Genomic DNA, 25,857 nt, shown 5'->3' with positions numbered 1-25,857 from the left:
GGCGGTCGCCTTCGTGAGGGGGCACGGGGCGGTGCGGTTGCGGTACGACGTGCGGGTCGTGGGCGGATCGGGGCGACGGAGCGACCGCGTCGGGCGGGGACCCGGCGTGGCCACGCCTGACAACGATCCCGGACACGCGACGTTATGGGACCACTACAGTGACTGTCGTCACATTCATGCCGCCGGGCACACTCCGCCCGCCCGCCCGGATCCGGGCCGGTACGGGGTGCGATCATCGGGAGGTGAGCCGCGCCGACACCGTCCACTTCCGCCACAACCAGGCGATCCTGGTCGCCGCGATCGTCGCGTTCATCGGCGCGCTGCCCCTGGCCAGCGCCCGCTGGTGGCTGCTCTGGGTGCTGCTGGTCCCGCTCGCCGTCGCGCTCTGGGCCTGGTGGGGCGGCACCGACGCCGACCCGGACGGGCTGCGCCTGCGGGCCCTGCTCGGGCAGCGGCGGATCGCGTGGCGGCGGGTCACCGAGCTGGCCGGCGACAATCGCGGCCGGGCGGTCGCCCGGCTCGACGACGGGGAGGTGGTCGTGCTCCCCGCGGTCCGCGCCGCCGACCTGCCCCGGCTGGTGTCGGCCAGTGGGCAGGAGCTGACCGACGCCGAGTGAGCCGGCGACCGGCTCGCGCCCGGCGGTCCGCTCAGTAGTCGCCGACCACCCGGTTCGTCAGCGGCTCCCCGGCCGCGAAGCGGCGCACCTGCTCCCCCACCAGCCGGTACGCCCGTGGCAGCAGGCCGCGCACCGAGCCGGCCACGTGCGGGGTGAGCAGCACGTTGGGCAGCTCCCACAGCGGATGGTCGGCGGGCAGCGGCTCCGGATCGGTCACGTCCAGCGCCGCCCGCAACCGCCCCGAGGCCAGCTCGGCGACCAGCGCCGACGTCCGGGCCACCGGACCACGGGCGGCGTTGACCAGCAGCGCGCCGTCCGGCATCGCGGCGAGGAACGTCTCGTCCACCAGCCCCCGGGTCTGCTCGGTCAGCGGCACCAGCAGCACCACCACGTCCGCCCCGGGCAGCAGCGCGGGCAGCTCGGCCACCCCGTGCACCCCGTCGGCGGGGCGGGGCGTCCGGGCGACCAGGGTGAAGCTCACCTCGAACGGGGCCAGCCGGGCCCGGACCGCCGCCCCGATCGAGCCGGCGCCCACGATCAGCACCCGCTTGCCGGCCAGTTCGTCGGTCGGGGCCACCTCGTCGTACGCCCACTCGCGCCGGGCCTGCGCCCGGGCCAGCGGGGCGAAGCCGCGCAGCGCGGACAGGATCGCCGCCACCACCCACTCGGCGGTGGCCGAGTCGTGCACGCCCCGGGCGTCGCAGAGGGTCACCCCGTCGGGGACCCGCCCCACCCACGCGTCCGCCCCCGCCGAGAGCAGCTGCACCACCGCCAGGTCGGGCAGTTCGGCCAGCAGCGCGCCGGCGTCGGGGCCGGCGAGGAAGGGCGGCACCCAGAACCGCACGTCGGCCGGGTCCGACGGGAGCCGGGTCGGATCCGCCAGCACCTCCACCGTCACGCCGGGCGGCAGGTCGCCGAGCAGGGCCGGACCGGTGGGGTGCGGGAGCCATACCTTCACGACCGCGACGATAGCCGTACCCTCGTTCCGCACGACGCGGGACGGGGTACCGGGACCCGTGACCGTGACCGCAGGGTCGCTCCCGCCGGTCACCGCACCGGGTATAACCGAGGGCGGGACGCCGGTCGGCGTCCCGTCTCCCGAGACAGGTGGCGATGACCGAGCACCCGCCCGACCGGCCGGCCCCGCCGCCACCGGCGCTGACCGACCACGAGCGGCTGCGGGCCCTCGCGGAGACCCGGCTCGACGTCGCCCCGGACGAGGCCTTCGAGCGGTTCGCGCGGCTGGTCAGCGCCCTGCTCGACGTGCCGGTCGCGCTGGTGTCGCTGGTCACCGCCGACCGGCAGTTCTTCCCCGGCGCGGTGGGCCTGCCCGAGCCGTGGGCCGGGCGCCGCGAGACGCCACTGAGTCACTCGTTCTGCCAGCACGTGGTCGACATCGAGGTGCCGATGGTGCTGCCGGACGCCCGGCTCTACCCCCGGGTGCGGCACAACCGGGCGATCGAGGACCTCGGCGTGATCGCGTACGCCGGGATGCCGCTGACCGACCTGGACGGTCGGGTGCTGGGCTCACTCTGCGCCATCGACAGCAAGCCCCGGGCGTGGACCGCCGAGCAGTTGCGGATCCTCGCCGACCTGGCCGCCGCCTGCTCCTCCGAGCTACGCCTGCGGATCGCGGTGGACACCGCCGAGCAGGCCCGGCACCGCGCCGAGGAGGCGCACGACCGGCTGGCCATGCTGGCCGACCTGAGCGAGACGTTGGGCGGCACCCTCGACGTCGGCACGACGGTGGACCGGCTCGGCCGGGCCATGGTGCCGCTGCTGGCCGACTGGTGCGTGGTCACCCTGGTCGACCCGACCCGACGGCCGAGCACCGTCGCGGCGGTGCACCGCGACCCGGCGTACGCCGCCGAGGCCACCCGCCTCGCGGAGCTGGTCACCAGGGGCCTCGGGCCGGGCTCGATCATCCGGTCGGTGCTGCGCACCGGCCGGCCGGTGCTGCACAGCCCGGCCCCGCTCACCGACGTGCGGCACGGCACCACCGAATCGGAGCTGGTGGCGCTCGCCGACCGGCTCGGCTTCGGGTCCCACCTGACCGTGCCGGTCACCGCGACCGGCGGGCACACCGTCGGCACGATCACCCTGGTCAACGGCCCGGACCGGCGGGGGTTCGACGACGACGACCTACGGACCGCGCTGGACATCGGCCGGCGGGCCGGCCAGGCCGTCGGCAACAGCTGGCGGTACGGCGAGCAGCGGCACGTCGCCGAGGTGCTCCAGCACAGCATGCTGCCCACCCTGCCGGTGGTGCCCGGCGTGCAGCTCGCCGCCCGCTACCTGCCCGCCGCAGACCGGGTCGAGGTGGGCGGCGACTGGTACGACGCGTTCGTCCAGCCGGACGGCGAGCTGGTGGCCGCGATCGGCGACGTGGCCGGGCACGACATCGAGGCCGCCGCCACCATGGGCCAGCTGCGCAACCTGGTCCGGGGCGACGCGTACGGCCGGACGGACCCGGTCGAGGAGCTGATGACGCACCTCGACCGGGCGATCCACGGGCTGGCCATCCCGACCGTCGCCACCGCCGTGCTGGCACGGGTCCGCCGGACCACGCAGGGCGGGCTGCGGGTCTCCTGGTGCAACGCGGGGCACCCGGCGCCGCTGCTGGTCACCGCCGAGGGTCGGGTCACCCTGCTGGAGCCGGGCCGGGAGCCGCTGCTGGGGCTGTCCCGGCCACCCCGCCGGACCGGCCGGGAGCTACTCCTCGCGCCGGGCGACACCCTGGTGCTGCACACCGACGGTCTGATCGAACGCCGGGACCGGTCGCTCGACGAGGGGCAGGCCGAGCTGGTCGAGCGGCTCACCGGCACCGGGAACCGTCCGCTGGCCGACCTCTGCGACCTGCTGCTCGCCGCCGCCCCGGGCCGGGAGGACGACGTCGCCCTGCTGGCCCTGCGGGCCGGATAGGGTGGGGCGGGTGAGCGCCCGTCCCCCGTACCTCCGCAGCGGCCGTCTCCGGACGGCGCTGGCGGCGTCCTGCGCAGCGCTGCTGCTCGGCACCACCGGCTGCGCCTTCGGTGAGCCGGATCCCGACCCGGCGGGCGAGCCGCCCAACCTGCCCACCCCGTCGGCGTCGGCGAGCGCCGGCGGCCCGGGCCAGCAGGTGGTCGCGACGGTGCTGGCCAAGGGGTTGACGGTGCCGTGGGCGATCGCGTTCCTGCCCGACGGCGGCGCGCTGGTGACGGAACGGGACAGCGGCCGGATCCTCCAGGTCGGCCCGGAGTCCGGGCCGGAGGGCATGAAGGTCGCCGTGGTGCAGACCATCGCGGACGTGGCGGCCGGCGGCGAGGCCGGGCTGCTCGGGATCGCGGTCTCCCCCGCGTACGCGAAGGACCGGACGGTCTTCGTCTACTACACCACCGAGCAGGACAACCGGATCGCCCGGCTGCAACCGGGTGCCGCGCCCACCCCGATCCTCACCGGCATCCCGAAGGCCGGCAACCACGACGGCGGCGGGCTCGGGTTCGGCCCCGACGGCTTCCTCTACGCCAGCACCGGGGACGCCGGGAAGCCGGCCGCCGCGCAGGACCCGAAGAGCCTCGGCGGCAAGATCCTCCGGCTCACCCGGGACGGGAAACCGGCCCCCGGCAACCCCACCGCAGGCTCGCCGGTCTGGTCCCTCGGGCACCGCAACGTACAGGGTTTCGCCTGGACGCAGCAGCGCCGGATGTACGCCGTCGAGTTCGGCCAGAACACCTGGGACGAGATCAACAAGATCGACAAGGGCGGCAACTACGGCTGGCCGCAGGTCGAGGGACGGGCCGACGACAAGCGGTACGTCGATCCGATCGTGCAGTGGAAGACCACCGACGCCTCCTGCTCGGGGCTGGCCGCGGTGGAGCGCCTGCTGATCACGGCCTGCCTGCGCGGACAGCGGCTCTGGCTGGTCGAGCTGACCGCCGACGGCACCCCCTTCGGCCAGCCCCGGGAACTGCTGACCGGCAAGTACGGGCGGCTGCGGGCGGCGGCGGTCGCCCCCGACGGCTCGGTCTGGGTGAGCACCTCCAACCGGGACGGGCGGGGCCGTCCCGCGCCCGAGGACGACCGGATCCTGCGCCTGGTCTTCGCGGACGGCGGAGCCGGCCGGAGCTGACCGGCTTCCCCCGGGTTTGCCAAGATCCCTCTTCGGGCAGGACAGAATCTCATCATGGACGGCCAGGAGAACGAGCAGCGCGACACCGGGGCGGACGCGGCCCCGGACACCGGGTCGACCCGCCGCCGGATCTCGTGGCCGGGGCGGGGCGAGCGGTCCCGGGACCGGCTGCGCCGGCTCGGCGCGGTGCTGCTGCTGCTCGTGGTCACCCTGACCGGAGTCGTCGCCGGCACGTACGCGGGCGGGCACGTCGACACCGACATCGGACCGTTCCGCGCCCAGCTCAGTCTCAGTCCCTCGCTGACCGGCGGCACCACGGTCGACATCCCGCCGCTCGGCGCGCTGCTGCTGGACAGCCACGACGGGCCGGCGTACCTGACGGTGGAGCTGGGCGCGCTGGACCAGCGGCGCACCGAGGCGCTGATCGACGACCCGGCGAGCATCAGCCGGGCCAGCCAGTCGGCCGTCGACGACGTACGCGCCGGGGTGATGCGGCTCGGCCTGAAGACCCTCGCCGCCGCGGTGCTGGCCACCCTGCTCCTGGCCGGGCTGGTCTTCCGCGACGTCCGCCGCACCGCGTGGGCCGGTGGCCTGGCGCTGGCGGTGACCGCCGGCAGCCTGGGGCTGGCCGCCGCCACCATCCGCCCGCAGGCAATCGAGGAGCCGCGGTACGAAGGGCTGCTGGTCAACGCGCCCGCGATCGTCGGTGACGCGCGCCGGATCGCCAACGACTACACCCGGTACGCCGAGCAGCTCCAGCGGCTGGTCGGCAACGTCAGCAAGCTCTACACCACGGTGTCGTCGCTGCCGGTGTACCAGCCGGCCCCCGGCACCACCCGGGTGCTGCACGTCTCCGACATGCACCTGAACCCGACCGGCTGGCAGCTGATCCGGACGGTGGTGGAGCAGTTCGGCATCGACGTGGTGATCGACACCGGGGACATCACCGACTGGGGCAGCGAGCCGGAGGCCTCCTTCGTCGGCTCGATCGGCCTGCTCAAGAAGCCGTACGTCTACATCCGCGGCAACCACGACTCGCCGCGTACCGCCGCGGCGGTGGCCCAGCAGCCGAACGCGATCGTGCTGAACAACTCGACGGTCACCGTCTCCGGGCTGACCATCGCCGGCATCGGCGACCCCCGGTTCACCCCGGACAAGGAGACCTCACCGGCCGGCAGCGGGCTGACCAGGCAGGTCGCCGACCAGGTCATCGGGACCGGCGAGCAGCTCGCCGCCACGGTGCAGAACTCGCCGGCGAAGGTGAACGTGGCGCTGGTGCACGACCCGGCCTCGGCCGGCCCGCTCTCCGGCAGCTGCCCGCTGGTCCTCGCCGGGCACACCCACTCCCGACAGGTGTCGAAGCTGCCCCAGGTGCCCGGCAAGCAGCCGACCACGCTGATGGTGGAGGGTTCCACCGGTGGGGCCGGGCTGCGGGGCCTGGAGGGTGAGAAGCCCACCCCGCTGACCATGACGGTGCTCTACTTCGACCAGCAGAAGCTGCTCCAGGCGTACGACGACATCACCGTGGGCGGCACCGGGCAGTCCCAGGTCAACCTGGAACGGCACGTGGTCCGCGACCCGGCGAAGGGCGACCAGGTGCCGGTCACCCCGACCCCGACCCGCGGCGGCCCGGAGTCCCCGGCCCCGACCTCCCCCAGCCCCACCACCACCGGCTGACGGCCGAGCCGGTCGACCTGATGCCCACCCGGCCGGCACTCGCACGGCCGGCACTCGCACGGACCGGACCGGTGCACGAGGGTCACTCAGAGCCATCTTCGACGTTGACGCGGACCGACCCCCGCCGGCTTTGCTCTGCTTAACCATACGCAACACACACGCAACGTCACCGTCGCGCGGATGGCACGTCCTCAGCCCTCAAAGAATCCGCAGCTCAGCGAGGTGTTGCGTGGGTTGAAGCAGAGCAAAGGCGGGACGGGGGTCAGCGTCGGGGAGCGGATGCGGCTACTCAGCGTTGCCTCAACCATTGGTCACCCTATGTGGTCGTCCGGCCGGGCGCCGGGCGATCACGGGTGTCGGGTCAGCGCAGCGAGAGGGCGGCCAGGGCGGCGTTGACGATGCTGCCGGGCAGCAGGTCGTGCAGCTCGTACAGCTCCTGGACGCTGCCGGACTGGCCGAACTCGTCCACCCCGAGCGGCACCGCCGGCGCGCCGAGCGCCGAACCGAGCCAGGCCATCGCGTGCGAGGCCGCGTCGTGCACGGTCACCATCGGCACCCGGTCGGCGAACGCCGACCGGAGCGCGCCGGGCACGCTCGGCACGGTCGCGGTCCGCACGCCCTGGCGCAGGGTCCGCTGCCAGGCCCGGTAGAGCCGGTCCAGGCTGGTCACGTCGACCACGTGCGCGGCGACGCCCTCCTCCGCCAGCTCCGCGGCGGCCGCGAGCACCTCCGGCAGGACCGCGCCGGAGGCGGCGAGCTGCACCACCGGGGCGTCCGCCAGGTGCGGGTACGCCTGGTGCGCGTCGACCAGCCGGTACGCGCCCGCCACCACCTGCCGGCGCAGCACCGCGTCGCCGATCCGGGCCCGGGCCGCCTCGAACGGCGCCTGGTCGATCGGGCGGGTGCTGAGCCGGAAGTAGTACGCCCCGTCCTCGGCCGGCGCGGCCGTGGCAGCCGGCGTCGCGCCCTGCGCGATCTGCCCGAGCGCGTCGCAGAGCAGCCAGTCCAGGCTGCCGGCGTACGCCGGTTCGAGGAAGGTGACGCCGGGCAGCTCCAGCCCGACGGAGGCGGTGATGGTGGACTGGTGGGCGCCGCCCTCCGGGGCGAGGGTGATGCCCGACGGGGTGCCGGCCACCACGAACCGGGAGCCGGAGTAGGTGCCGTAGAGGAACGCGTCCAGGCCACGCAGCACGAACGGGTCGTAGACCGTGCCGACCGGCAGCAGCGGCTGCCCGGACAGGTCCCAGGACAGGCCGAGCTGACCGAGCAGCAGGAACAGGTTCATCTCGGAGATGCCCAGCTCGATGTGCTGGCCCGCCGGGCTCTCCGTCCAGCGCAGCATCCGGTCCTCGGTCCAGGAGCGCTGCTCGGTGGGGGCGAACACCCCGGTCTTGTTGATGAACCCGGCCAGGTTGGTGGAGGTGGCCACGTCCGGCGCGGTGGTCACCAGGTAGGGCGCCACCTGCGGGTCGCGGGCCAGGTCGACCAGCACCCGACCGAAGACCTCCTGGGTGGAGACCGGCTTGTTGGCGCGTACCTTCGTGGTCTCCGGGACGGTGACCCCCAGCGCCCGCTCGCGCGGCGCGCGGGCCAGCGCCTCCCGGCGCGCGCCGGCCCGGATGCCGGCCTCCGACGCCGGGTCGAGCCGGTCCCACTCGGTCTCGGCGGTGAGGCCCAGCTCGGCCCGGAACGCGTCGACCTGTTCGGTGCTGAGCAGCGCCGAGTGGTTGCGCGGGTTGCCGGCGATCGGCAGCCCCCACCCCTTCACCGTGTACGCGAAGATCACACTGGGCCGGTCGGTGACCGCGTCGCACTGGGCGTACGCGTCGAGCATCGCCGCCAGGTCGTGCCCGCCCAGGTCGGTGACGAGCGGGCCCAGCTCGTCGTCGGCGATGTCGGCGATGAACTCCGCGATGCCGGCCGGCGCGCCGTCCAGGAACTGCTTGCGCAGCGCCGGGCCGGCCAGGCCGAAGAGCGACTGGTACTGCTCGTTCGGCATCAGGTCGATCCAGTCGCGCAGCGCCGCGCCGCCCGGCCGGGCGTACGCCTCGGCGAGCTTGCGGCCGTACTTGACCTCCACCACGTGCCAGCCGGCGGCCTCGAACTGGCCGCGCCACTGGTTGATCCGGATGCCCGGCACGACCCGGTCCAGCGACTGCCGGTTGAAGTCGACCAGCCACATCACGTTGCCCAGCCCGGTGGTGGCCGGGTCGGCGACCGCCTCCCAGATGTTCCCCTCGTCCAGCTCGGCGTCGCCGATCAGCGCCACGAACCGGGAGTGCGGGCGCTCGCCGAAGTGCGCGTCGACGTAGCGGCGGGTGACCGCGGCGAAGAGCGGCGCGGCCGCGCCGAGACCCACCGAGCCGGTGGAGAAGTCCACCTCGTCGGGGTCCTTGGTGCGCGACGGGTACGACTGGAGACCGCCCCGGGCGCGCAGCTTCGGCAGGTACGACCGGTCCAGCCGGCCGAGCAGGTACTGGATGGCGTGGAACACCGGCGAGGCGTGCGGCTTGACCGCGACCCGGTCCTCGGCGTCCAGGTGGGCGAACCAGAGCGCGGTCATCGCGGTGACCAGGGAGGCGCTGGAGGCCTGGTGGCCGCCGACCTTCACCCCGTCGCCGGTGTTCCGGTCGTGGTTGGCCGCGTCCACGATCCGGGTGGCGAGCCAGAGCACGCGCCGCTGGATCTCGTCGAGGACGTCGAGGTCGTGCTGGTTCACGGTGACTCCATCCGGGCGTCGCCGGTGACGCCCTCGCGAGGGGGTGGCGCGGGTCGCGCGCGCACTCCGGGAAGGTCGAAAGGCCGCCGCCGGGTCACGACGGCGGCCCTTCGGGTGAGGTTCAGCCCTGGGCGCCGAGGCGCTCCAGGATCAGCTCGCGGACGGTCTTGGCGTCCGCCTGGCCGCGGGTGGTCTTCATGACCGCGCCGACCAGCGCGCCGGCCGCCGCGACCTTGCCGCTGCGGATCTTGTCGGCCACGTCCGGGTTGGCGGCGATGGCCTCGTCCACGGCGGCGGTCAGCGCGCCGGTGTCCGAGACGACCTCCAGGTTGCGGTTGGTCATGATCTCGGTCGGCGAGCCCTCGCCGGCCACCACGCCCTCCAGCACGGTACGGGCCAGCTTGTCGTTGAGCGAGCCTGCGTCGACCAGACCCTGCAGCTCGGCGACCTGCGCCGGGGTGGCCCCGACGTCGGCCAGCTCCACGCCGGACTCGTTGGCCCGCCGGGACAGCTCGCCCAGCCACCACTTGCGGGCCGCGGCCGGGGTGGCCCCGGCGGCGACGGTGGCCTCGATCAGCTCGACCGCGCCGGCGTTGACCACCGACTGCATGTCCAGGTCGGACAGGCCCCAGTCCTGCTGGATCCGCTTGCGGCGCAGCCGCGGCAGCTCCGGCAGGGCCGCCTTCAGCTCGGCCACCCAGCCGGTGTCCGGCGCGAGCGGGACCAGGTCCGGCTCCGGGAAGTACCGGTAGTCGGTGGCGGTCTCCTTGGACCGGCCCGGCGTGGTGTCGCCGGTGTCCTCGTGGAAGTGCCGGGTCTCCTGGGTGATCCGCCCGCCGGCGTCGAGCACCGACGCCTGGCGCAGCATCTCCGAGCGGACCGCCCGCTCGACCGAGCGCAGCGAGTTGACGTTCTTGGTCTCGGTGCGGGTGCCCCACTCCTCGCCCGGCAGGTTGAGCGAGGTGTTGACGTCGCAGCGCAGCGAGCCCTCCTCCATCCGGACGTCGGAGACGCCCAGCGAGCGGATCACGTCCCGCAGCTCGGCGACGTACGCCCGGGCCACCTCCGGCGCGAGCGCGCCGATGCCGGGGACCGGCTTGGTGACGATCTCGACCAGCGGGATGCCGGCCCGGTTGTAGTCGACCAGCGACTCGGTGGCCCCGTGGATGCGCCCGGTGGCCCCACCGACGTGCAGCGTCTTGCCGGTGTCCTCCTCCAGGTGCACCCGCTCGATGCCGATCCGGACCAGCTCGCCGTTGACCTCGACGTCCAGGTAGCCGTCGAAGCAGAGCGGCTCGTCGTACTGGCTGATCTGGAAGTTCTTCGGCATGTCCGGGTAGAAGTAGTTCTTCCGGGCGAACCGGCACCACTCGGCGATCGAGCAGTTCAGCGCGAGACCGATCCGGATCGTCGCCTCGATCGCCGCCTTGTTGGCCACCGGCAGCGAGCCGGGCAGGCCCAGGCAGACCGGGCAGACCCGGGTGTTCGGCTCGCCGCCGAAGTCGGTCGGGCAGCCGCACCACATCTTGGTGTTCGTGCCCAGCTCGACGTGGGTCTCCAGGCCGATCACCGGTTCGTAGCGCGCGACGACCTCGTCGTACGCGGGCAGTGTCGTGGTCATCTGCTCCTGCCTCACAGTGCCGGTGGGGTGAACGTGCCGACGGTGGACTCCAGCGCGGCGGCGACCCGGTACATCCGGTCGTCGGCCATGGTCGGGGCCATGATCTGGAAGCCGACCGGCAGCCCCTCGGAGAGGCCGCACGGGACCGAGATGGCCGGCCCGCCGTACAGGTTCGTCGGGATGGTGAAGAGGTCGGCCAGGTACATCTGGTACGGGTCGGCGGTGCGCGCCCCGAGCGGGAAGGCCACCGACGGGGTGGTCGGCGAGATCAGCGCGTCGACCTGCTCGAAGGCGGCGGTGAAGTCCCGGGTGATCAGGGTGCGGACCTTCTGCGCCTGACCGTAGTAGGCGTCGTAGTAGCCCGAGGAGAGCGCGTACGTGCCGATCATGATGCGCCGCTTCACCTCGGGGCCGAAGCCGGCCTCGCGGGTCAGCGACATTACCTCCTCCAGCGACCGGTTGCCGTCGTCGCCGACCCGCAGGCCGAACCGGACGCCGTCGAAGCGGGCCAGGTTGGAGGAGCACTCGCTCGGCGCGATCAGGTAGTAGGCCGGCAGCGCGTAGGTGAAGTGCGGGCAGGAGATCTCCACGATCTCGGCGCCCAGCTTGGCCAGCGCCTCGACCGAGTCGCGGAACGCGGCCATCACGCCCGGCTCGGCGCCCTCGCCGGTGAACTCGGTGACCACACCGAGCTTCACCCCGGTCAGGTCGCCGGTCGCGCCGAGGCGCGCCGCGCCGACCACGTCCGGCACCGGGGCCGGGATCGAGGTGGAGTCGCGCGGGTCGTGCCCGCCGATCACCTGGTGCAGCAGCGCGGCGTCGAGCACGGTACGCGCGCACGGGCCGGGGGTGTCCAGCGACGAGGAGAACGCCACCAGGCCGTACCGGGAGGTGCCGCCGTAGGTGGGCTTCGCGCCGACGGTGCCGGTGACCGCGCCGGGCTGGCGGATCGAGCCGCCGGTGTCCGAGCCGATCGACAACGGGGCCTCGTACGCGGCCAGGGCCGCCGCGCTGCCGCCGCCGGAGCCGCCGGGGATCCGGTCCAGGTCCCACGGGTTGCGGGTGGCCCCGTACGCGGAGTACTCGGTGGAGGAGCCCATCGCGAACTCGTCCATGTTGGTCTTGCCGAGCATCACCGTGCCGGCGGCGCGCAGCCGCTCGACGATCGTCGAGTCGTACGGCGGGCGCCAGCCCTGAAGGATCTTCGACCCGACGGTGGTCGGCACGCCCTTGGTGGTGAGCACGTCCTTGACCGCGACCGGCACGCCGGCCAGCGGGCCCAGCGCCTCACCGGCGGCCCGCCGCTCGTCCACGCTCCGGGCGGCGGCCAGAGCACCCTCGGTGTCCACGTGCAGGAACGCGTGGACCCGCTCGTCGACCGCGTCGATCCGGTCCAGGTGCGCCCGGGTGACCTCCACGGCGGAGGTCTCACCGGAGGCCACCAGGCCGGCGATCTCCGTCGCGGTGAGCTTGATCAGGTCGGTCATGAAGCCACATCCTCGTCCAGGATCCGCGGAACGCGGAACCGCTGCTCCTCGGCGTCGGGCGCACCCGACAGCGCCTCCTGCGGGCTGAGCCCGGGGACCACCACGTCCTCGCGGAGGACGTTGGTCAGCGGCACCGAGTGGGACGTCGGCGGGATGTCCGCCGCGGCGACCTCGCCGACCTGGGCGACCGACTGGAGGATCACGTCCAGCTGACCGGCGAAGGTGTCCAACTCCTCCTCGGTGACGGCGAGCCGCGACAGTCGCGCGAGGTGCGCGACCTCCTCGCGGGAGATGGCGGCCATCGGGTGCCCCCTTCGTGGCTGTCCTGAGACGTCTGCGGTGTGCCGGCCGCGCGTCGGGCGTGCCGATGACGCGCGGTGACCGGAGCGAGTCTATTGTCCTGCGCTCGCGCCGACGCCTCCGACCCACCCGCCGCCGGCCCGGGCGGTCAGCGGCCGGGGCGGCGCGGCCCGTCGGTGTCGGTGGTCACCGTGGGGCGTACCGGCCGGTACCGGGACAGCCAGGTGGCCAGGTCGGCGGCGGGCATCGGCCGGGCGTGGAACCAGCCCTGGGCGACGTCGCAGCCGGCCGCGTGCAGCAGCCGCCAGGTGCGCTCGTCCTCGACGCCCTCGGCCACCACCCGCAGGCCGAGCGCCCCGGCCAGCTCGATCATCGACCGGACGATCGCCGCGTCGTCCGGGTCGTCGGCCATGCCGAGGACGAAGGAGCGGTCGACCTTCACCTCGGACAGCGGCAGCCGGCGCAGGTGCTGCAGCGACGAGTAGCCGGTGCCGAAGTCGTCCAGCGCGATGCCCACGCCGATCCGGTGCAGCTGGGTGATGCTGGCCAGCACCCGCCGCGGGTCGGCCATCAGGGCCCCCTCGGTGATCTCCACCTGGAGCTGTTCCGGCCGGACGCCGTAGCGGGCCAGCCGGTCGGCGATCTGGTCGGCGATCTCCCCGGTGTGCAGGTCGCGGACGCTCACGTTGAGCGCGGCCCGCAGCGTGATGCCGGCCGCCGACCACGCCGCCACCTGGGCCACCACGTCGTCGACCACCCGACGGGTGAGCAGCCGCATCACCGCGCTCTGCTCGGCGACCTGGATCAGCTCCCCGGGGTCGACCATGCCCCGGCGCGGGTGCCGCCAGCGCAGCAGCGCCTCCACCCCGACCACCTCGCCGGTCGCGATGGCGATCTGCGGCTGGTAGTACATGGTGATCTCGCCCGGGTCACCGGCCGGGTCGTCGCCGCGGGCCGGCGTCGGCCGGGCCGGCCGGGGCTGTGGGAGCGGGTCGGGCGCGACCGCCGGCAGCTCCGGCACCGACGAGGGCTCCGGGGCCGCCGGGCGGGCCGCCCGCCGCCGGATCGGGTCGGCGCCGGTGACGATCCGGTTGATCAGCTCGTCGTCGGAGCCGACCTCGGCCCGCTGCCGCCGCCGGTTGAGCCGCCAGCGCGGCGCACCCCCGCCCGGGCGGACCGACTCGCCGCGTGCGCCGTTGCGGGTGACACCGTGCGCCCCGCCGGGATGGGCGACGGCGGCCGGCACCGTGGCGGGCGGGAGGGCGGCCCCGGCCGCCGGACCGTCCCCGCCGGGCCGGGCGAGGCGCTCCCCGCCGGCCGGCAGCACGACGCCGTCACCCTCGGGCGCCAGGTCCGCGCCGTCCCCGCCGCGCGCCGGCAGAGCCGGAGCCACCGGGGTGGCCGGGGCGGACGGGCTGACCTCCAGCACCCGGCGCAGGTCGGCCAGGAGGCCGAGCCGCTCGGCCGAGTTGTGGTCGGACTCGGCCGCGTACACGGCCACGGTGTCGTTGCGCTGCTTCGCGTCGTACATGGCCACGTCGGCGTGGCGCATCAGGGTGGCGAAGTCCTCGCCGTGCTCCGGGAAGACCGCGATGCCGATCGAGCCGCCGACGTCCAGCGGCAGCCCGTCCAGCGGGACCGGCTCGGCGAGCGCGGCCACCACCCGGTCGGCCAGCTCGCGGGCCTGCTCGCCGCCGGTCAGCCCGGGTACGACGACGGCGAACTCGTCACCGCCGAGGCGGGCCAGCAGGTCCCGCTCGCCCACCACCTCGGCCAGCCGGGCGCTCACCTCCACCAGCAGCCGGTCCCCGACCGCGTGCCCGAGGGCGTCGTTGACGTGCTTGAACCGGTCCAGGTCGAGCAGGAGCAGGGCCAGGTGCGCGTCGGGCTCGCCCCGGGCGCCCCGCTCGGCGTGCAGGTGCACCTGCTCGGCCACCTCGGTCAGCAGGGCCTTGCGGTTGGGCAGGCCGGTGAGCGGGTCGAGGGCGGCCAACTGCTCCCGCTCGGCGGAGAGCCGGGCCATCCGGTAGACGGCGAAGAGCGGCACCAGCACCAGCGGGATCAGCGCGGCACTGGCCCGCGCGGCGGCCACCAGCACCGGGGCGAGCAGCAGCAGCGACCCGGTGGAGAGCAGCTCGTAGGCCAGACCGAGCCGGACGCTGGGCCACCAGCGGTCCCCGAAGCGCAGCCGGATCGCCGAGCTGACCAGCGCGTAGTTGACCGCGAACCAGGCCGCGGTGGCGGCCCCGACGACCACCACGTCGGTCCAGTGCAGCCGGCCGCCGGCGTACAGGTCGCCGGGGCCGAGCCGGGTGACCGCGTACGCGGCGGCCAGCGCGCAGGCGTACTGGGCGCCGTTGAACGCGGTGCGCCAGGGGGCGTGCCGCATCCGCCAGCCGGAGACGGCCACCGCCACGGCCTGCACGGCGACCGCCGGACCGAGCCCCCAGCCGAGCAGGATGGCGAAGGTGAAGCAGGTCGACGGGAAGACCGCCGAGGACGCCCGCCGGCCGGGCGGCACGAACGGGCGGGCGTCGCAGGCGACGGCGAGGGCGGCCATGGTCCAGAAGGCCGCCGGCAACCCGGGCAGCCGGTCGGGCAGCCGCAGCAGCGGGCCGACCGAGACGAGCAGGGCCAGCACGCCGACCGCCGCGACGAAGCCGAAGAACGGCGCTCCCCGCCCGGGCGGGACGGAGTTGCGCGGGTCCGCGGTCTCCATCGCACCTCCCGGGGACGGCCGTGGCGTGCGCCCTTCACACGCCGTACGCCAATGAAACGCCCCCGGCGTCGATTTCCCCGACACGACAGTCACGAATCGGTCGTAGTCGTAATTAAGTTGGTATACGCGGCCAGGTCCCGCCAAGATTCACATTGGCCGCGCTCACTCCTCGACGCGGGCCACCTGCCGGGCCGCGTCGGGGCCCGACTCCAGCAGCACCCGGAAGCCGTCCTCGTCCAGCACCGGCACCTTCAGCGTGGCCGCCTTGTCGGCCTTGGAGCCCGGATTGTCGCCTACCACCACGAAGGCGGTCTTCTTGGAGACCGAACCGCTGACCTTGCCGCCGAGCCCCTGGATCGCCTCGGCCGCCTGGTCGCGGCTGAAGCCGGCCAGCGTGCCGGTGACCACCACGGTCACCCCCTCCAGCGGGCGCGGCCCCTCCTCGGCGGCCTCCTCGGCCATCCGGACGCCCGCCTCGGCCCACTTGCGCACCACCTCGCGGTGCCAGTCGACGGCGAACCACTCCTTGACGCTGGCGGCGATGGTCGGCCCCACCCCGTCGACCGAGGACAGCTCCTCCTCGGTGGCCGCCTCGACCGCGTCGACCGACCGGAAGTGCCGGGCCAGGGCCTGCGCCGCGGTCGGGCCGACGTGCCGGATGGAGAGCGCCACCAGCACCCGCCACAGCTCCCGCTCCTTGGCCACGGCCAGGTTGTCGAGCAGCTTGGCCGCGTTGCTGCCGAGCGTGCCGTCCTTGTTGACGAAGAACGGCGACCGGGCGAGCTGCTCGGCGTCGAGCTGGAACAGGTCGCCCTCGTTGCCGATGATCTCGCCGTCCAGCAGCGCCGCCGCGCCCTTCTCGCCGAGCGCCTCGATGTCGAACACCTTGCGGCTGGCCAGGTGGTAGACCCGCTCCCGGATCTGCCCCGGGCAGCCGCGCGCGTTCGGGCAGCGGATGTCGACGTCGCTCTCCTTGGCCGGGGCGAGCGGGGTGCCGCAGGACGGGCAGGTGGTCGGCATCACGAACGGGCGGGCGTCGGCCGGGCGCAGGTCGACCACCGGGCCGAGCACCTCGGGGATGACGTCGCCGGCCTTGCGCAGCACCACCGTGTCGCCGATCAGCACCCCCTTGCGCTCCACCTCGCGGGCGTTGTGCAGGGTGGCCAGGGCGACCGTGGAGCCGGCCACCCGGACCGGTTCGAGGACCGCGAACGGGGTGACCCGGCCGGTGCGCCCGACGTTGACGTCGATGTCGAGCAGCTTGGTGGTCACCTCCTCCGGCGGGTACTTGAAGGCGATCGCCCAGCGCGGCGCGCGGCTGGTGGAGCCGAGCCGACCCTGGATCGACACCGGGTCGACCTTGACCACCACGCCGTCGATCTCGTGCTCGACGTCGTGCCGGTGCTTGCCGTAGTAGGCGATGTAGTCGGCGACCCCGGCCAGGTCGGGCACCACCCGGACCCGGTCGCTGGTGGGCAGCCCCCACGCCTTGAGCGCCGCGTACGACTCGGACTGGGCGGTCGGCCGGAAGCCCTTGCGGGCGCCGATGCCGTGCACCACCAGGCGCAGCGGGCGGGACGCGGTGACCCGGGGATCCTTCTGCCGCAGACTGCCGGCGGCGGCGTTGCGCGGGTTGGCGAACGGCGCCTTGCCCTGCTCGACCAGGCCGGCGTTGAGGTCGGCGAAGGCGGCGACCGGGAAGTAGATCTCGCCGCGCACCTCGAGCAGCTCGGGCACGTCGGGGAAGTCGTCGGACGGGGTGAGCCGGGCCGGCACGTCGGCGATGCTGCGCACATTGGCGGTGACGTCCTCACCGGTGCGCCCGTCGCCCCGGGTGGCGGCCCGCACCAGGCGGCCCTTCTCGTAGGTCAGGTTGATGGCCAGGCCGTCGACCTTCAGCTCGCACAGGTAGGGCACCGGGCCACCGGCGTCGCGCTCGACGCGCTCCGCCCAGGCGGCCAGCTCCTCGTCGGCGAAGGCGTTGTCGAGCGAGAGCATCCGCTCGGCGTGCGCGACCGGGGTGAAGTCGGTGGAGAAGGTGCCGCCGACCCGCTGCGTCGGCGAGTCGGGGGTGCGCAGCCCGGGATATTCCGCCTCCAGCGCCTCCAGCTCGCGCAGCTGCTCGTCGAACTCGGCGTCGGAGATCACCGGCGCGTCGAGCACGTAGTAGCGGTACTGGTGGTCGGTGAGCTCCTGGCTCAGCGTGGCGTGCCGCTCCCGCGCCTCCGGGGTCGGCTCGGCGCCCGCCGCCGCCTCCTGCGCCGGGCTGACCGCCTGGGGAACCGCTTCTTCGGACACGCTGCCGCCTTCGGCCACCGCTGTCGACCTCCCGTGATCGTGCTACCCCCGAACCGTATCGGTCGGCACCGACAACCGTCCCGGCACCCGGCCTGACCAGGCCTGCCGACCGTGGGCCGCGCCGACGGGCGGCGGCGGACCCGCCGTGCGAGGATCGCCGCACGGCGGTGGACCGCCGGCAGCGGCGTGCGCGCCGGTGACGGACGAGAGGCGGGGGTACGGATGCCCGACGGGCTGCTCTGGGCGGCGCTGATCGTGGCCGCGATCGCGGCCGGTTGGCTGTGGAGCGAGTGGCGTCGGCGCGCCGGCACCCGCCCGGCCGGGAAGGGCGAGCGGCCCCGGGGCGGCGCGGGCACCCGGCCGGGACGCGGCAGCCGACCCGGGACGACCGGCGGTTCCCGGGGCCGCCCGGGTGCGCCGCCGCGGCCCCGGGGAGCCGGGAGCGGGCCGGCGACCGGGCCCCGCCCCGGCGAGATCTGGTGGGCCGACGTGCCGTACGCCGACGGGACCGGCTCGAAGGTGCGCCCCTGCCTGGTGCTGCGCGCCGACGGGCGGGAGGCCGAGGTCCTGAAGATCACCAGCCAGGACAAGTCGGACCGGGACGACCACGTGCGCATCCCCACCCGGAGCTGGGACGCCGACGCCGACCACGACAGCTGGCTGGACGTCAGCGAACCGATCCCGGTGCCGGTCGCCGACTTCGCCGACAAGGCCGGCGACTGCGACCCGGAGCTGTGGCGGCAGGTACGCCGTCTCCCGCACCTCGCGGCCTGAGGGCGCCGGGCCATAGTGGTGCGGTGACCACTCGTACCCCCGGCGACGGGGTGGCCGTGCGGGCCCGGCGGCTGCTCGCGGTGCTGGCGTCGCTGGTCGGCGGCCCGTTCCTGCTGCTCCTGGGCTACCTGCTGGCCTGGTTCAGCCCCGAGGTGACCGGGCAGTACCGCGCCGTCGACCGGGGCGCGGCACTCTGGACGGCGCTCCTGCTGGCCTGGCTGGCGGCGGCCGGCTGCCTCTCGGCCGGGTGGCTGCGGCTGCGCCGCCCGGGACGCTGGTGGCCGTGGCCGGTCGGGCTCGCGGTGGCCCTGGCGGTGGGTTACCTGACCGCCGACGCCCTCGTCCGGGTCCCGCCGGGCTGACCGGTCGGCAGCGGGCCGGATCGATCCGTCCGGATGATCCCCGCCGTCGCGGGCGCTGATAACTTCCCGCCCAACGAGCGCGCCGACGCGCTCGCCGGGGGCGCCCGCGCGCCGGGAAATGGGGATGGACCATGAGGGGACGCTGGCGTGCCCGACTGGCGGCGGGCCTGGTGGCCGCCGTCGGCTGGACGGGGCTGGTGGTGCCGGCCGCGCCGGCCCGGGCGGCGGAGCTGCCACCGGGCGGGATGACCGGGGCCGCGCTGACCACGCTCTTCGACGACTACGGCAACACCAGCGGACGCTGGAGCGGGGCGGACAGCACCGCCTCCGTGGCGCTGCCGGACGGCCGGGTCGCCTGGCTCTTCTCCGACACCATGCTGGGCACCGTCAACGCCGACTTCAGCCGGCCCCGGACCAGCCCGATGATCAACAACTCGGCGGTGGTGCAGGACGGCGCCGCGCTCACCTCGACCGTCCACGGTGGCACGACCGCTGCCCCGCAGTCGCTGATCCCGTCCGGCGTGGCCGGCGAGTGGTACTGGGTGGCCGACGCGACGGTGGAGGGCGGATCGGTCCGGGCGCTGGTCAACCGCTACAAGCGGACCGGCACCGGCAGCCTCGACGTCGCGCTGACCGGCACCGCGCTGGCCACCCTGGCGCTGCCCGGCCTGACCCCCACCGCCGTGACCGAGCTGCCGCTGGGGAACACCGTCGCCTGGGGCGCCGCCGTGCTGGAGGACGGCCCGTGGACGTACGTCTACGGCTCCGAGTACGTGGCCGCCGACAACCAGCGCTTCGCCCGCCTGGCCCGGGTGCCCGCCGGCGGGCTCGCCGGCGCCTGGCAGTTCTGGACCGGGACCGGCTGGTCCGGCGCGCTCACCGACTCGGCGCGACTGCCGCTCTCCGGCGTCGGCACCGCGTTCGGCGTGCAGCGCGTCGGCGACCAGTACGTCATCGTCACCGTGCAGGGCAACGTCACCTTCGGCTCGCAGGTGGTCGCGTACACCGCCGCCGCCCCGACCGGCCCGTTCAGCGGGCCGGTCGACCTGTTCACCGCCGGCGAACCGGCCGCCCGGCAGGGGGTCATCGTCTACGACGCCCGGCTGCACCCGGAGCTGGCCCAGCCCGGCAAGCTGCTGGTCTCGTACAACGTGCACAGCCTCAACGCCGACGACCTGTACACCGACGCCCGGATCTACCGGCCCCGCTTCGTCGACGTCACCTGGCCGCAGCCGGTGCCCGACCCGGCGCTGCTGCCCGCCGCCCCGGCCGACCTGACCGCCACCACCGACCCGACCGGCGCGGTCCACCTCTCCTGGCCAGCGGTCACCGGCACCGGGGTCAGCTACGAGGTGCACCAGCGCGACGTCACCGCCGGCCAGACCCACTTCGCCCGGGTGGCCCAGCCGACCGGCACCACCGCCGACCTGGGTGGCACGAAGACCGGCCACACCTACGAGTACCGGGTGTTCGCCCGCAACTCCACCGGGGTGGGGCAGCCCTCGCCGACCCGCAGCGTCGTGGTCACCATCGCGCCGCCGCCCGCCCCGGCCAACCTGGCCGCCACCGCCGGCACCGACGGCTCGGTGAGGCTCACCTGGTCCGCCGTCCCGTACGCCTGGCGCTACGACGTGCAGCGGCGCGACGTGACCGCCGGGGAGACCGAGTTCGCGCCGGTCAACGACGACAACCCGGCCGACACCACGGTCACCGCCAACTGGCTGACCAAGGACCACGAGTACGAGTTCGTGGTCACCGCCAGCCACGGCGGGGGCGAGTCACCCCGCTCGGCGCCGGTGCGCGCCACCGTCCGGTACGCGGTGCCGGCCGCGCCGACCAACCTGACCGCCACCGCCCGCACCGACGGGCAGATCGACCTGGCCTGGCAGGGTCCCGCCTCGGGGGTGCACTTCCTGGTCGGGCAGCGGGACGTGACCGCGGGCGAGACCACGTTCACCGAGCTGCCGCTGCCGATCACCACCTGCTGCACGATGACCGCCGGCTACCTGACGAACGGGCACGAGTACGAGTTCACCGTCACCGCGAGCAACCTGGGCGGCGACTCGACGCCGTCGAACACCGCCCGGGCCACCTCGACGTATCCGAAGCCGTCGCCACCGGGCACCCTGACCGCGGTGGCCGGCGACGGTCAGGTCCAGCTCACCTGGGGGGCCAGCGCCACCCCGGACGCCTGGTACTGGGTGTACCAGCGCGACGTCACCGCGGGCGAGACCCAGTTCACCCAGCTGCCGCTGCCGATCACCAGCTGCTGCACGATGACCGCCGGCTACCTCGCCAACGGGCACACCTACGAGTTCAAGGTGACCACCACCGCCCAGGGCGGCGAGTCGACACCGACCAACCTGGTGCAGGCCACCCCGCGCCGCCCGCTGCCCGGCCAGGTGACCGGCCTGACGGCCACCGCGCTGAGCGACGGGGGCATCAAGCTGAACTGGACCAAGCCGGGCGACAACCTCTACTACTGGGTCTACCAGCGCGACGTGACCGCCGGGCAGACGGCCTTCACCAAGCTCGCGTATCCGGTGCCCACCTGCTGCACCTTCACCGCCGGGCTGCTCACCCACAACCACGTCTACGAGTTCAAGGTCGCGGCGAACAACGAGACCGGCGACGGCCCCGCCTCGGCGGCGGTCCGGGCCACCGCCTTCTACCAGAAGCCCGCCGCGCCGACCGGGTTGACCGCGAAGGCCGCCGGTGACGGCAGCATCGACCTGGACTGGAACGGCCCCCAGGGCATCTACTACTGGATCTACCTGCGGGACGTGACCGCCGGGCAGACCGCGTTCACCCGGTCGTTCTACCCCACCGACAAGACCTCGGCGAGCTGGGGTTCGCTGGTCAACGGGCACGTCTACGAGTTCAAGGTGACCGGCGAGAACTCCGGTGGCGAGGGGCCGGCCTCGGCCACCGTGCGGGCCACCTCGGTCGGCGGCCTGCCCAAGCCGCCGTCCGGGCTGACCGCGAGCGCCGGCGACGGCAAGGTGACGCTGCGCTGGACCGCCAGCGCCACCGCCAACGTCTACTACTGGATCGAGATGCGCCCCTCCGGCGGCACCTGGAGCCGCCTCCAGTACCCGGTGAGCACCTGCTGCTCGTTCACCGTCGACCTGCTCACCAACGGCACCACGTACGAGTTCCGGCTCCGGGCGAACAACGTCTCGGGCGACTCGGCGGCGTCCAACGTGGCCAGTGCCCGGCCGATGCCGCCGCTGCCCCAGGCGCCGTCCGGGCTGACCGCCAGCGCGGGCGACGGCAAGGTGACGCTGCGCTGGACCGCCAGCCCCAGCGCCAACGTCTACTACTGGATCGAGATGCGCCCCTCCGGCGGCACCTGGAACCGCCTCGACTACCCGGTGAGCACCTGCTGCTCCTACACGGTCAGCCTGCTCACCAACGGCACCACGTACGAGTTCCGGGTGCTGGCCAACAACCTGTCCGGCGACTCGGGGGCGACCAACACGGCCAGCGCGCGGCCCATGCCGCCGCTGCCGGCGCCACCGACGAGCCTGACCGCGACCGCCTCCGGGGACACCGCCGCCAAGCTGTCCTGGCAGGCCAGCAGCACCGGCAGCGTCTACTACTGGATCTACTACCGGCTCGCCGGGCAGTCCACCTGGAGCAAGGCGCTCTACCCGCTCGGCACCTGCTGCACCTTCACGATGAGCCTGTTGACCCCGGGTAAGACGTACGACTTCCAGCTGCGGGCGCAGAACCTGACCGGCTACAGCTCGGCGTCGAACACGGCGAGCGTGACCCTCACCATCACCGCCCCGGGCATCCCGCAGGACGTCCGGGCGGTGCCGCAGACCACCTCCTCGGACGTCCGGGTGTCGTGGAACGCGGTGGGCACGGCGACCGGCTACACGGTCGAGACGAAGGCCTGCCGGGGTGACTCGTGGCACACGGTCGGCTTCATGATCACCAGCACGTACGCCACCATCCGGTACGCCGCCGGCTGCTACCAGTACCGGGTCATCGCCGACCGGTACGGCAAGCAGGGGTACGCCTCGGGCGGCAAGTTCGCCTTCGGCACGGTCGACGACTATCCGTGGGGCTCCGGCTTCCCGTGGATCGACCGGTACGGTTTCGTGCTCCAGCAGTGCACGTCGTTCGTGGCGTCCCGGGTCTACAAGTACATCGCCCAGGACCCGCCGGGCTTCATGGCGCTGAACTACTGGAACGCCAACAACTGGGACGAGGCGGCCGCGGCGCACGGCGGCATGGTCTCGCACACCCCGGCCGTCGGGGCGATCGCCCAGTGGAACGGCGGTCAGTACGGTCACGTCGCCTGGGTGTCCGGCATCGACGGGTCGTACATCATCATCGAGGAGTACAACTACACGTACCCGAGCGCCTACTCCCGGCGCCGGATCCTGGCCTCCAGCGTGGACAACTACCTCTCGGTGATGTGACCGGCGCGGGGTCGGGCGGCGCGTCCGTCCGACCCCGCGCTCCGGTTCAGTCCGTGGCGGCGCCGAAGGCGGCGAGCTGGTCGGCGTACTCGATCCGGGTGGCCCAGTCGGCGGGCCAGGCGGCCATCCCGTGGGCCGCGCCGACGAAGGCGCCGGCGAGGGCCGCGATGGAGTCCGAGTCGCCGGCCGTGGTGGCCCCCCGGGCCAGCGCGCCGACCGGGTCGTCGGGATGCCGCAGCGCGCAGAGCAGCGCGGTGGCCAGCGCCTCCTCGGCGATCCAGCCCTCCCCGGTGAGCAGGCACGGGTCGCCGCCGTCGTCGGGGCGGGCCAGCGCGGCGCTCAGCCGGTCGAGCGCGGCGAGGCACTCGTCCCAGCCCCGGGCGATGAACTCCGCCGGGGTGCGCTCGCCCGGCCGCTGCCAGAGGTCGCCGAGCCAGTCGCCCCGGTAGACCGTCCGCTGGGCTCTCGCCCGGGCCACGAGCAGCGCGGGCAGGTCGGCGAGCGGCGCACCGTCGCGCAACACCCGGACCGCGTACGCGGTCAGCTCGCTGGCGGCCAGGCCGGTCGGGTGCCCGTGGGTCAGGCCGGCCTGGAGCTGGGCCAGCCCGGCGAGGGTGTCGAGGTCGACGTCGAGCAGCCCCACCGGGGTGACCCGCATGTTGGCCCCGCACCCCTTGGACCCGGCCACGGTGGCCTCCTGCCAGCGCAGCCCCCGGTCCAGCTCGGCGCAGGCCCGCAGGCAGGTCATGCCGGGAGCCCGGTTGTTGTCGGGGCTGACCGCCCAGTCCAGGAAGCGCCGCCGCAGCAGCGGCTCCACCGCCTCCGGGGTGAACGTCGGGGCGTCGCGCAGGGCGCCGGCCACGGCCAGCGCCATCTGGGTGTCGTCGGTGACCAGCGCCGGGTCACCGACGAGCTCGCGGGGGCCGGTCGGCCCGTAGCGCCGGACGATCTCGGCGACGGTGAGGAACTCGGTGGGCTTGCCCAGCGCGTCGCCGTAGGCGAGGCCGAAGAGCGAGCCCGAGGCGCGGCGCGGCGGGGAGTCGGTCACGCCGTGATCATGCCCGGCCGACGCAACCTCCCGCCGCCCGCGCCCGTTCCTCGTCCGACCTGCCCGGCGGCCCGCCGGTCAGTCCCAGCAGAGGCAGAACGGGTGGCCGGCCGGGTCGGCGTAGACCCGGAAGCCGTCCCCCTCGCCGGGCAGCCGACGGGCCCCCAGGGCCAGTGCCGCCCGCTCGGCCGCCTCGATGTCGTCGACCGTCACGTCGAGGTGGAACTGCTGCGGGCGCTCCGGGTCGGGCCACGCCGGGGCGCGCAGGTCGGGCGCCTGCTGGAAGGCGATCCGGGGCTGGTGCCCCGGCGGGCCGCCCAGCACCACCCACTCGTCACCGTCGGAGTTGTCCTCGATCAACTCCAGGCCGAGCAGCTCCGCGTAGAAGCCGGCCAGCGCACGCGGATCGGGGCAGTCGATCACCGTGGAACGCAGCTGTCCAATCATGCCGGTGATCCTGCCCCGCCGGTACGACGGAAAACCTCACTCCTCGGACAGCCGCCGGCCGGCGTCGCGGCAGGCGGTGAGGACCGCCCGGGCGTACGCCGGAGTGGCCCCGGCCAGCCCGCAGGCGGGGGTGACCACCACCTGCTCGGCGAGCCGGCGGCGGGGGAAGCCGAGCCGGTCCCAGAGCCGGCGTACCCGGTCGGCCACCTGGGCGGAGGTGGGCGCGCGACCGGCCGACGGCGGCAGCGCGGACGCGGCCCCGGCCAGCAGGCCCAGCCCGGCGTCGAGTGCCTCGCCGAGCGGGTCCAGGTCGTCGACCAGGCCGAGGTCGAGGGCGACCCCGACGGCTCCGGCGGTCCGGATCAGCTCCAGCGGCACGTCGGGCGCGCAGCAGTGCAGCACGGTCGGCACGCCGGCCGCCTCGATCACCCCGCGCAGCAGCCCTCGGGCCGCCTCCGGCTCCACCGGCCGGTGGGTACCGAGCCCGCTCTCGGTGGGCACCCGGCCGGCGAGCACCGCGGGCAGCGACGGCTCGTCGAGCTGGAGCAGCACCGACGCCCGGGGCAGCCGGCGGGCCACCGCCGCCAGGTGCCCGCGCAGCCCCTCGCCGAGGGAGCCGGCGAGGTCCCGGACGGCACCCGGGTCGCGCAGCATCCGGCCACCGATCGGCAGCTCCAGCGAGGCGGCCAGGGTCAGCGGGCCGGCGGCCTGCACCTTGACCGGCCCGGCGTACTCCTCGGCCTGCTCGGCGAGCTGGTCGAGGTCGCGTTCCATCAGGTCCCGGGCCCGGCGCAGGTCCTTGCCGGGACGCGGGGCGATCCGCCACCGGGCCGCGTACAGCTCGACCGGCAGCTCGACGAGGAGGCCGGCGGTACGGCCGACCAGGTCGGCGCCGGGGCCCCGGGCGGGCAGCTCCGGCAGGTGCGGCAGGGCGGGCAGTTCGCCGAGCACGACCCGCTGCGCCTCGGCGATGTCGGTGCCGGGCAGCGAACCGATGCCGGTCGCCGCCCCGGCCGGCCAGGGCCACTGCTGATCAGTCACCGCCGAAGGTTATCCGCCCGCTCCCGCCGCTGACCCGCTGACCCACGCGGCGGGGCGCGCACCGCTCGTCCGCGCCGGCCGCGCCGGTCGGCCCGGCGGGCGGACGGACGGGTGCTCCGGCCCTACAAACTTGATGACGTGGACGATTCGGGGGTGGCGGGGCCGGCACGTCCAGCCCGATCCGGCCAAGCGCCGGCGCGACCCGC

17 protein-coding genes are annotated in these 25,857 nt (G+C 74.5%); 7 read left to right on the top strand and 10 right to left on the bottom strand.

The window, feature by feature from the left end:
• Positions 1-242: 242 nt before the first annotated feature.
• Entirely contained in the window at positions 243-617 is a 375-nt protein-coding gene (locus tag GA0070611_RS29100; protein ID WP_167604478.1) for a PH domain-containing protein, read from the top strand.
• A 31-nt stretch (positions 618-648) separates the two neighbouring features.
• Here the strand turns inward: GA0070611_RS29100 and GA0070611_RS29095 are convergent, their stop codons facing one another.
• Complete coding sequence (locus tag GA0070611_RS29095; protein ID WP_091671506.1) at positions 649-1,575, bottom strand: 2-hydroxyacid dehydrogenase; 927 nt, start codon at positions 1,573-1,575, stop codon at positions 649-651.
• Positions 1,576-1,730: 155 nt separating this feature from the next.
• On the opposite strand from GA0070611_RS29095, the gene GA0070611_RS29090 reads away from it, so the two are divergent.
• From GA0070611_RS29090 to GA0070611_RS29080, 3 genes are read left to right on the top strand one after another with little or no spacing between them, the layout of a single operon-like run.
• On the top strand, positions 1,731-3,539 hold the full coding sequence (locus GA0070611_RS29090; RefSeq protein ID WP_091671504.1) for a SpoIIE family protein phosphatase: 1,809 nt from the start codon (positions 1,731-1,733) through the stop codon (positions 3,537-3,539).
• 10 nt (positions 3,540-3,549) lie between these two features.
• On the top strand, positions 3,550-4,725 hold the full coding sequence (locus GA0070611_RS29085; RefSeq protein WP_091673620.1) for a PQQ-dependent sugar dehydrogenase: 1,176 nt from the start codon (positions 3,550-3,552) through the stop codon (positions 4,723-4,725).
• A gap of 54 nt (positions 4,726-4,779) precedes the next feature.
• The gene (locus GA0070611_RS29080) at positions 4,780-6,402 is read left to right on the top strand and encodes a metallophosphoesterase family protein (protein WP_091671502.1); all 1,623 of its coding nucleotides are present in this window, start codon (positions 4,780-4,782) and stop codon (positions 6,400-6,402) included.
• 361 nt (positions 6,403-6,763) lie between these two features.
• On the opposite strand, the gene GA0070611_RS29075 is transcribed toward GA0070611_RS29080, so the two are convergent.
• The 6 genes from GA0070611_RS29075 to ligA all read right to left on the bottom strand — a co-directional run bounded on the left by GA0070611_RS29075 (position 6,764) and on the right by ligA (position 17,546).
• Positions 6,764-9,121 carry a transketolase-like TK C-terminal-containing protein gene (locus GA0070611_RS29075; protein WP_091671500.1) on the bottom strand — a complete coding sequence of 786 codons (2,358 nt, stop codon included), beginning with the start codon at positions 9,119-9,121 and terminating at the stop codon, positions 6,764-6,766.
• A 121-nt stretch (positions 9,122-9,242) separates the two neighbouring features.
• Positions 9,243-10,742, bottom strand: coding sequence for an Asp-tRNA(Asn)/Glu-tRNA(Gln) amidotransferase subunit GatB (gene gatB, locus GA0070611_RS29070; protein WP_091671499.1), 1,500 nt, complete (start codon positions 10,740-10,742; stop codon positions 9,243-9,245).
• 11 nt (positions 10,743-10,753) lie between these two features.
• Positions 10,754-12,229, bottom strand: coding sequence for an Asp-tRNA(Asn)/Glu-tRNA(Gln) amidotransferase subunit GatA (gatA, locus tag GA0070611_RS29065; protein ID WP_091671497.1), 1,476 nt, complete (start codon positions 12,227-12,229; stop codon positions 10,754-10,756).
• Positions 12,226-12,531, bottom strand: coding sequence for an Asp-tRNA(Asn)/Glu-tRNA(Gln) amidotransferase subunit GatC (gatC, locus tag GA0070611_RS29060; RefSeq protein WP_091671496.1), 306 nt, complete (start codon positions 12,529-12,531; stop codon positions 12,226-12,228). Before gatC ends, gatA begins: the two co-directional genes overlap by 4 nt.
• Positions 12,532-12,677: 146 nt before the next feature.
• Positions 12,678-15,248, bottom strand: a complete 2,571-nt coding sequence (locus tag GA0070611_RS29055) for a putative bifunctional diguanylate cyclase/phosphodiesterase (RefSeq protein WP_091671494.1) — start codon at positions 15,246-15,248, stop codon at positions 12,678-12,680.
• A 162-nt stretch (positions 15,249-15,410) separates the two neighbouring features.
• Complete coding sequence (ligA, locus tag GA0070611_RS29050) at positions 15,411-17,546, bottom strand: NAD-dependent DNA ligase LigA (protein WP_091673617.1); 2,136 nt, start codon at positions 17,544-17,546, stop codon at positions 15,411-15,413.
• A gap of 222 nt (positions 17,547-17,768) precedes the next feature.
• Between ligA and GA0070611_RS29045 the strand changes: the two genes are divergently transcribed.
• The 3 genes from GA0070611_RS29045 (at position 17,769) to GA0070611_RS29035 (ending at position 23,115) form a co-directional block, all read left to right on the top strand.
• The gene (locus GA0070611_RS29045) at positions 17,769-18,320 is read left to right on the top strand and encodes a type II toxin-antitoxin system PemK/MazF family toxin (protein WP_091671493.1); all 552 of its coding nucleotides are present in this window, start codon (positions 17,769-17,771) and stop codon (positions 18,318-18,320) included.
• Positions 18,321-18,343: 23 nt separating this feature from the next.
• The gene (locus tag GA0070611_RS29040; RefSeq protein WP_157740416.1) at positions 18,344-18,682 is read left to right on the top strand and encodes a hypothetical protein; all 339 of its coding nucleotides are present in this window, start codon (positions 18,344-18,346) and stop codon (positions 18,680-18,682) included.
• Positions 18,683-18,813: 131 nt separating this feature from the next.
• Positions 18,814-23,115 (top strand): fibronectin type III domain-containing protein, encoded by a 4,302-nt coding sequence (locus GA0070611_RS29035; protein WP_091671490.1) that lies wholly within the window; start codon positions 18,814-18,816, stop codon positions 23,113-23,115.
• A 46-nt stretch (positions 23,116-23,161) separates the two neighbouring features.
• On the opposite strand, the gene GA0070611_RS29030 is transcribed toward GA0070611_RS29035, so the two are convergent.
• The 3 genes from GA0070611_RS29030 to GA0070611_RS29020 all read right to left on the bottom strand — a co-directional run bounded on the left by GA0070611_RS29030 (position 23,162) and on the right by GA0070611_RS29020 (position 25,651).
• A complete protein-coding gene (locus tag GA0070611_RS29030) occupies positions 23,162-24,163 on the bottom strand; it encodes an ADP-ribosylglycohydrolase family protein (protein WP_091671488.1) in 1,002 nt (333 codons plus the stop codon).
• Between the two features lie 78 nt (positions 24,164-24,241).
• Positions 24,242-24,610, bottom strand: a complete 369-nt coding sequence (locus GA0070611_RS29025; RefSeq protein WP_197675818.1) for a VOC family protein — start codon at positions 24,608-24,610, stop codon at positions 24,242-24,244.
• A gap of 36 nt (positions 24,611-24,646) precedes the next feature.
• Positions 24,647-25,651, bottom strand: coding sequence for a uroporphyrinogen decarboxylase/cobalamine-independent methonine synthase family protein (locus GA0070611_RS29020; RefSeq protein ID WP_091671485.1), 1,005 nt, complete (start codon positions 25,649-25,651; stop codon positions 24,647-24,649).
• Positions 25,652-25,857: the final 206 nt, after the last annotated feature.

It is taken from the genome of Micromonospora auratinigra, assembly GCF_900089595.1.
In the GTDB taxonomy this organism is placed as follows: domain Bacteria; phylum Actinomycetota; class Actinomycetes; order Mycobacteriales; family Micromonosporaceae; genus Micromonospora; species Micromonospora auratinigra.
This window is presented reverse-complemented; position numbering and strand designations above follow the sequence as displayed.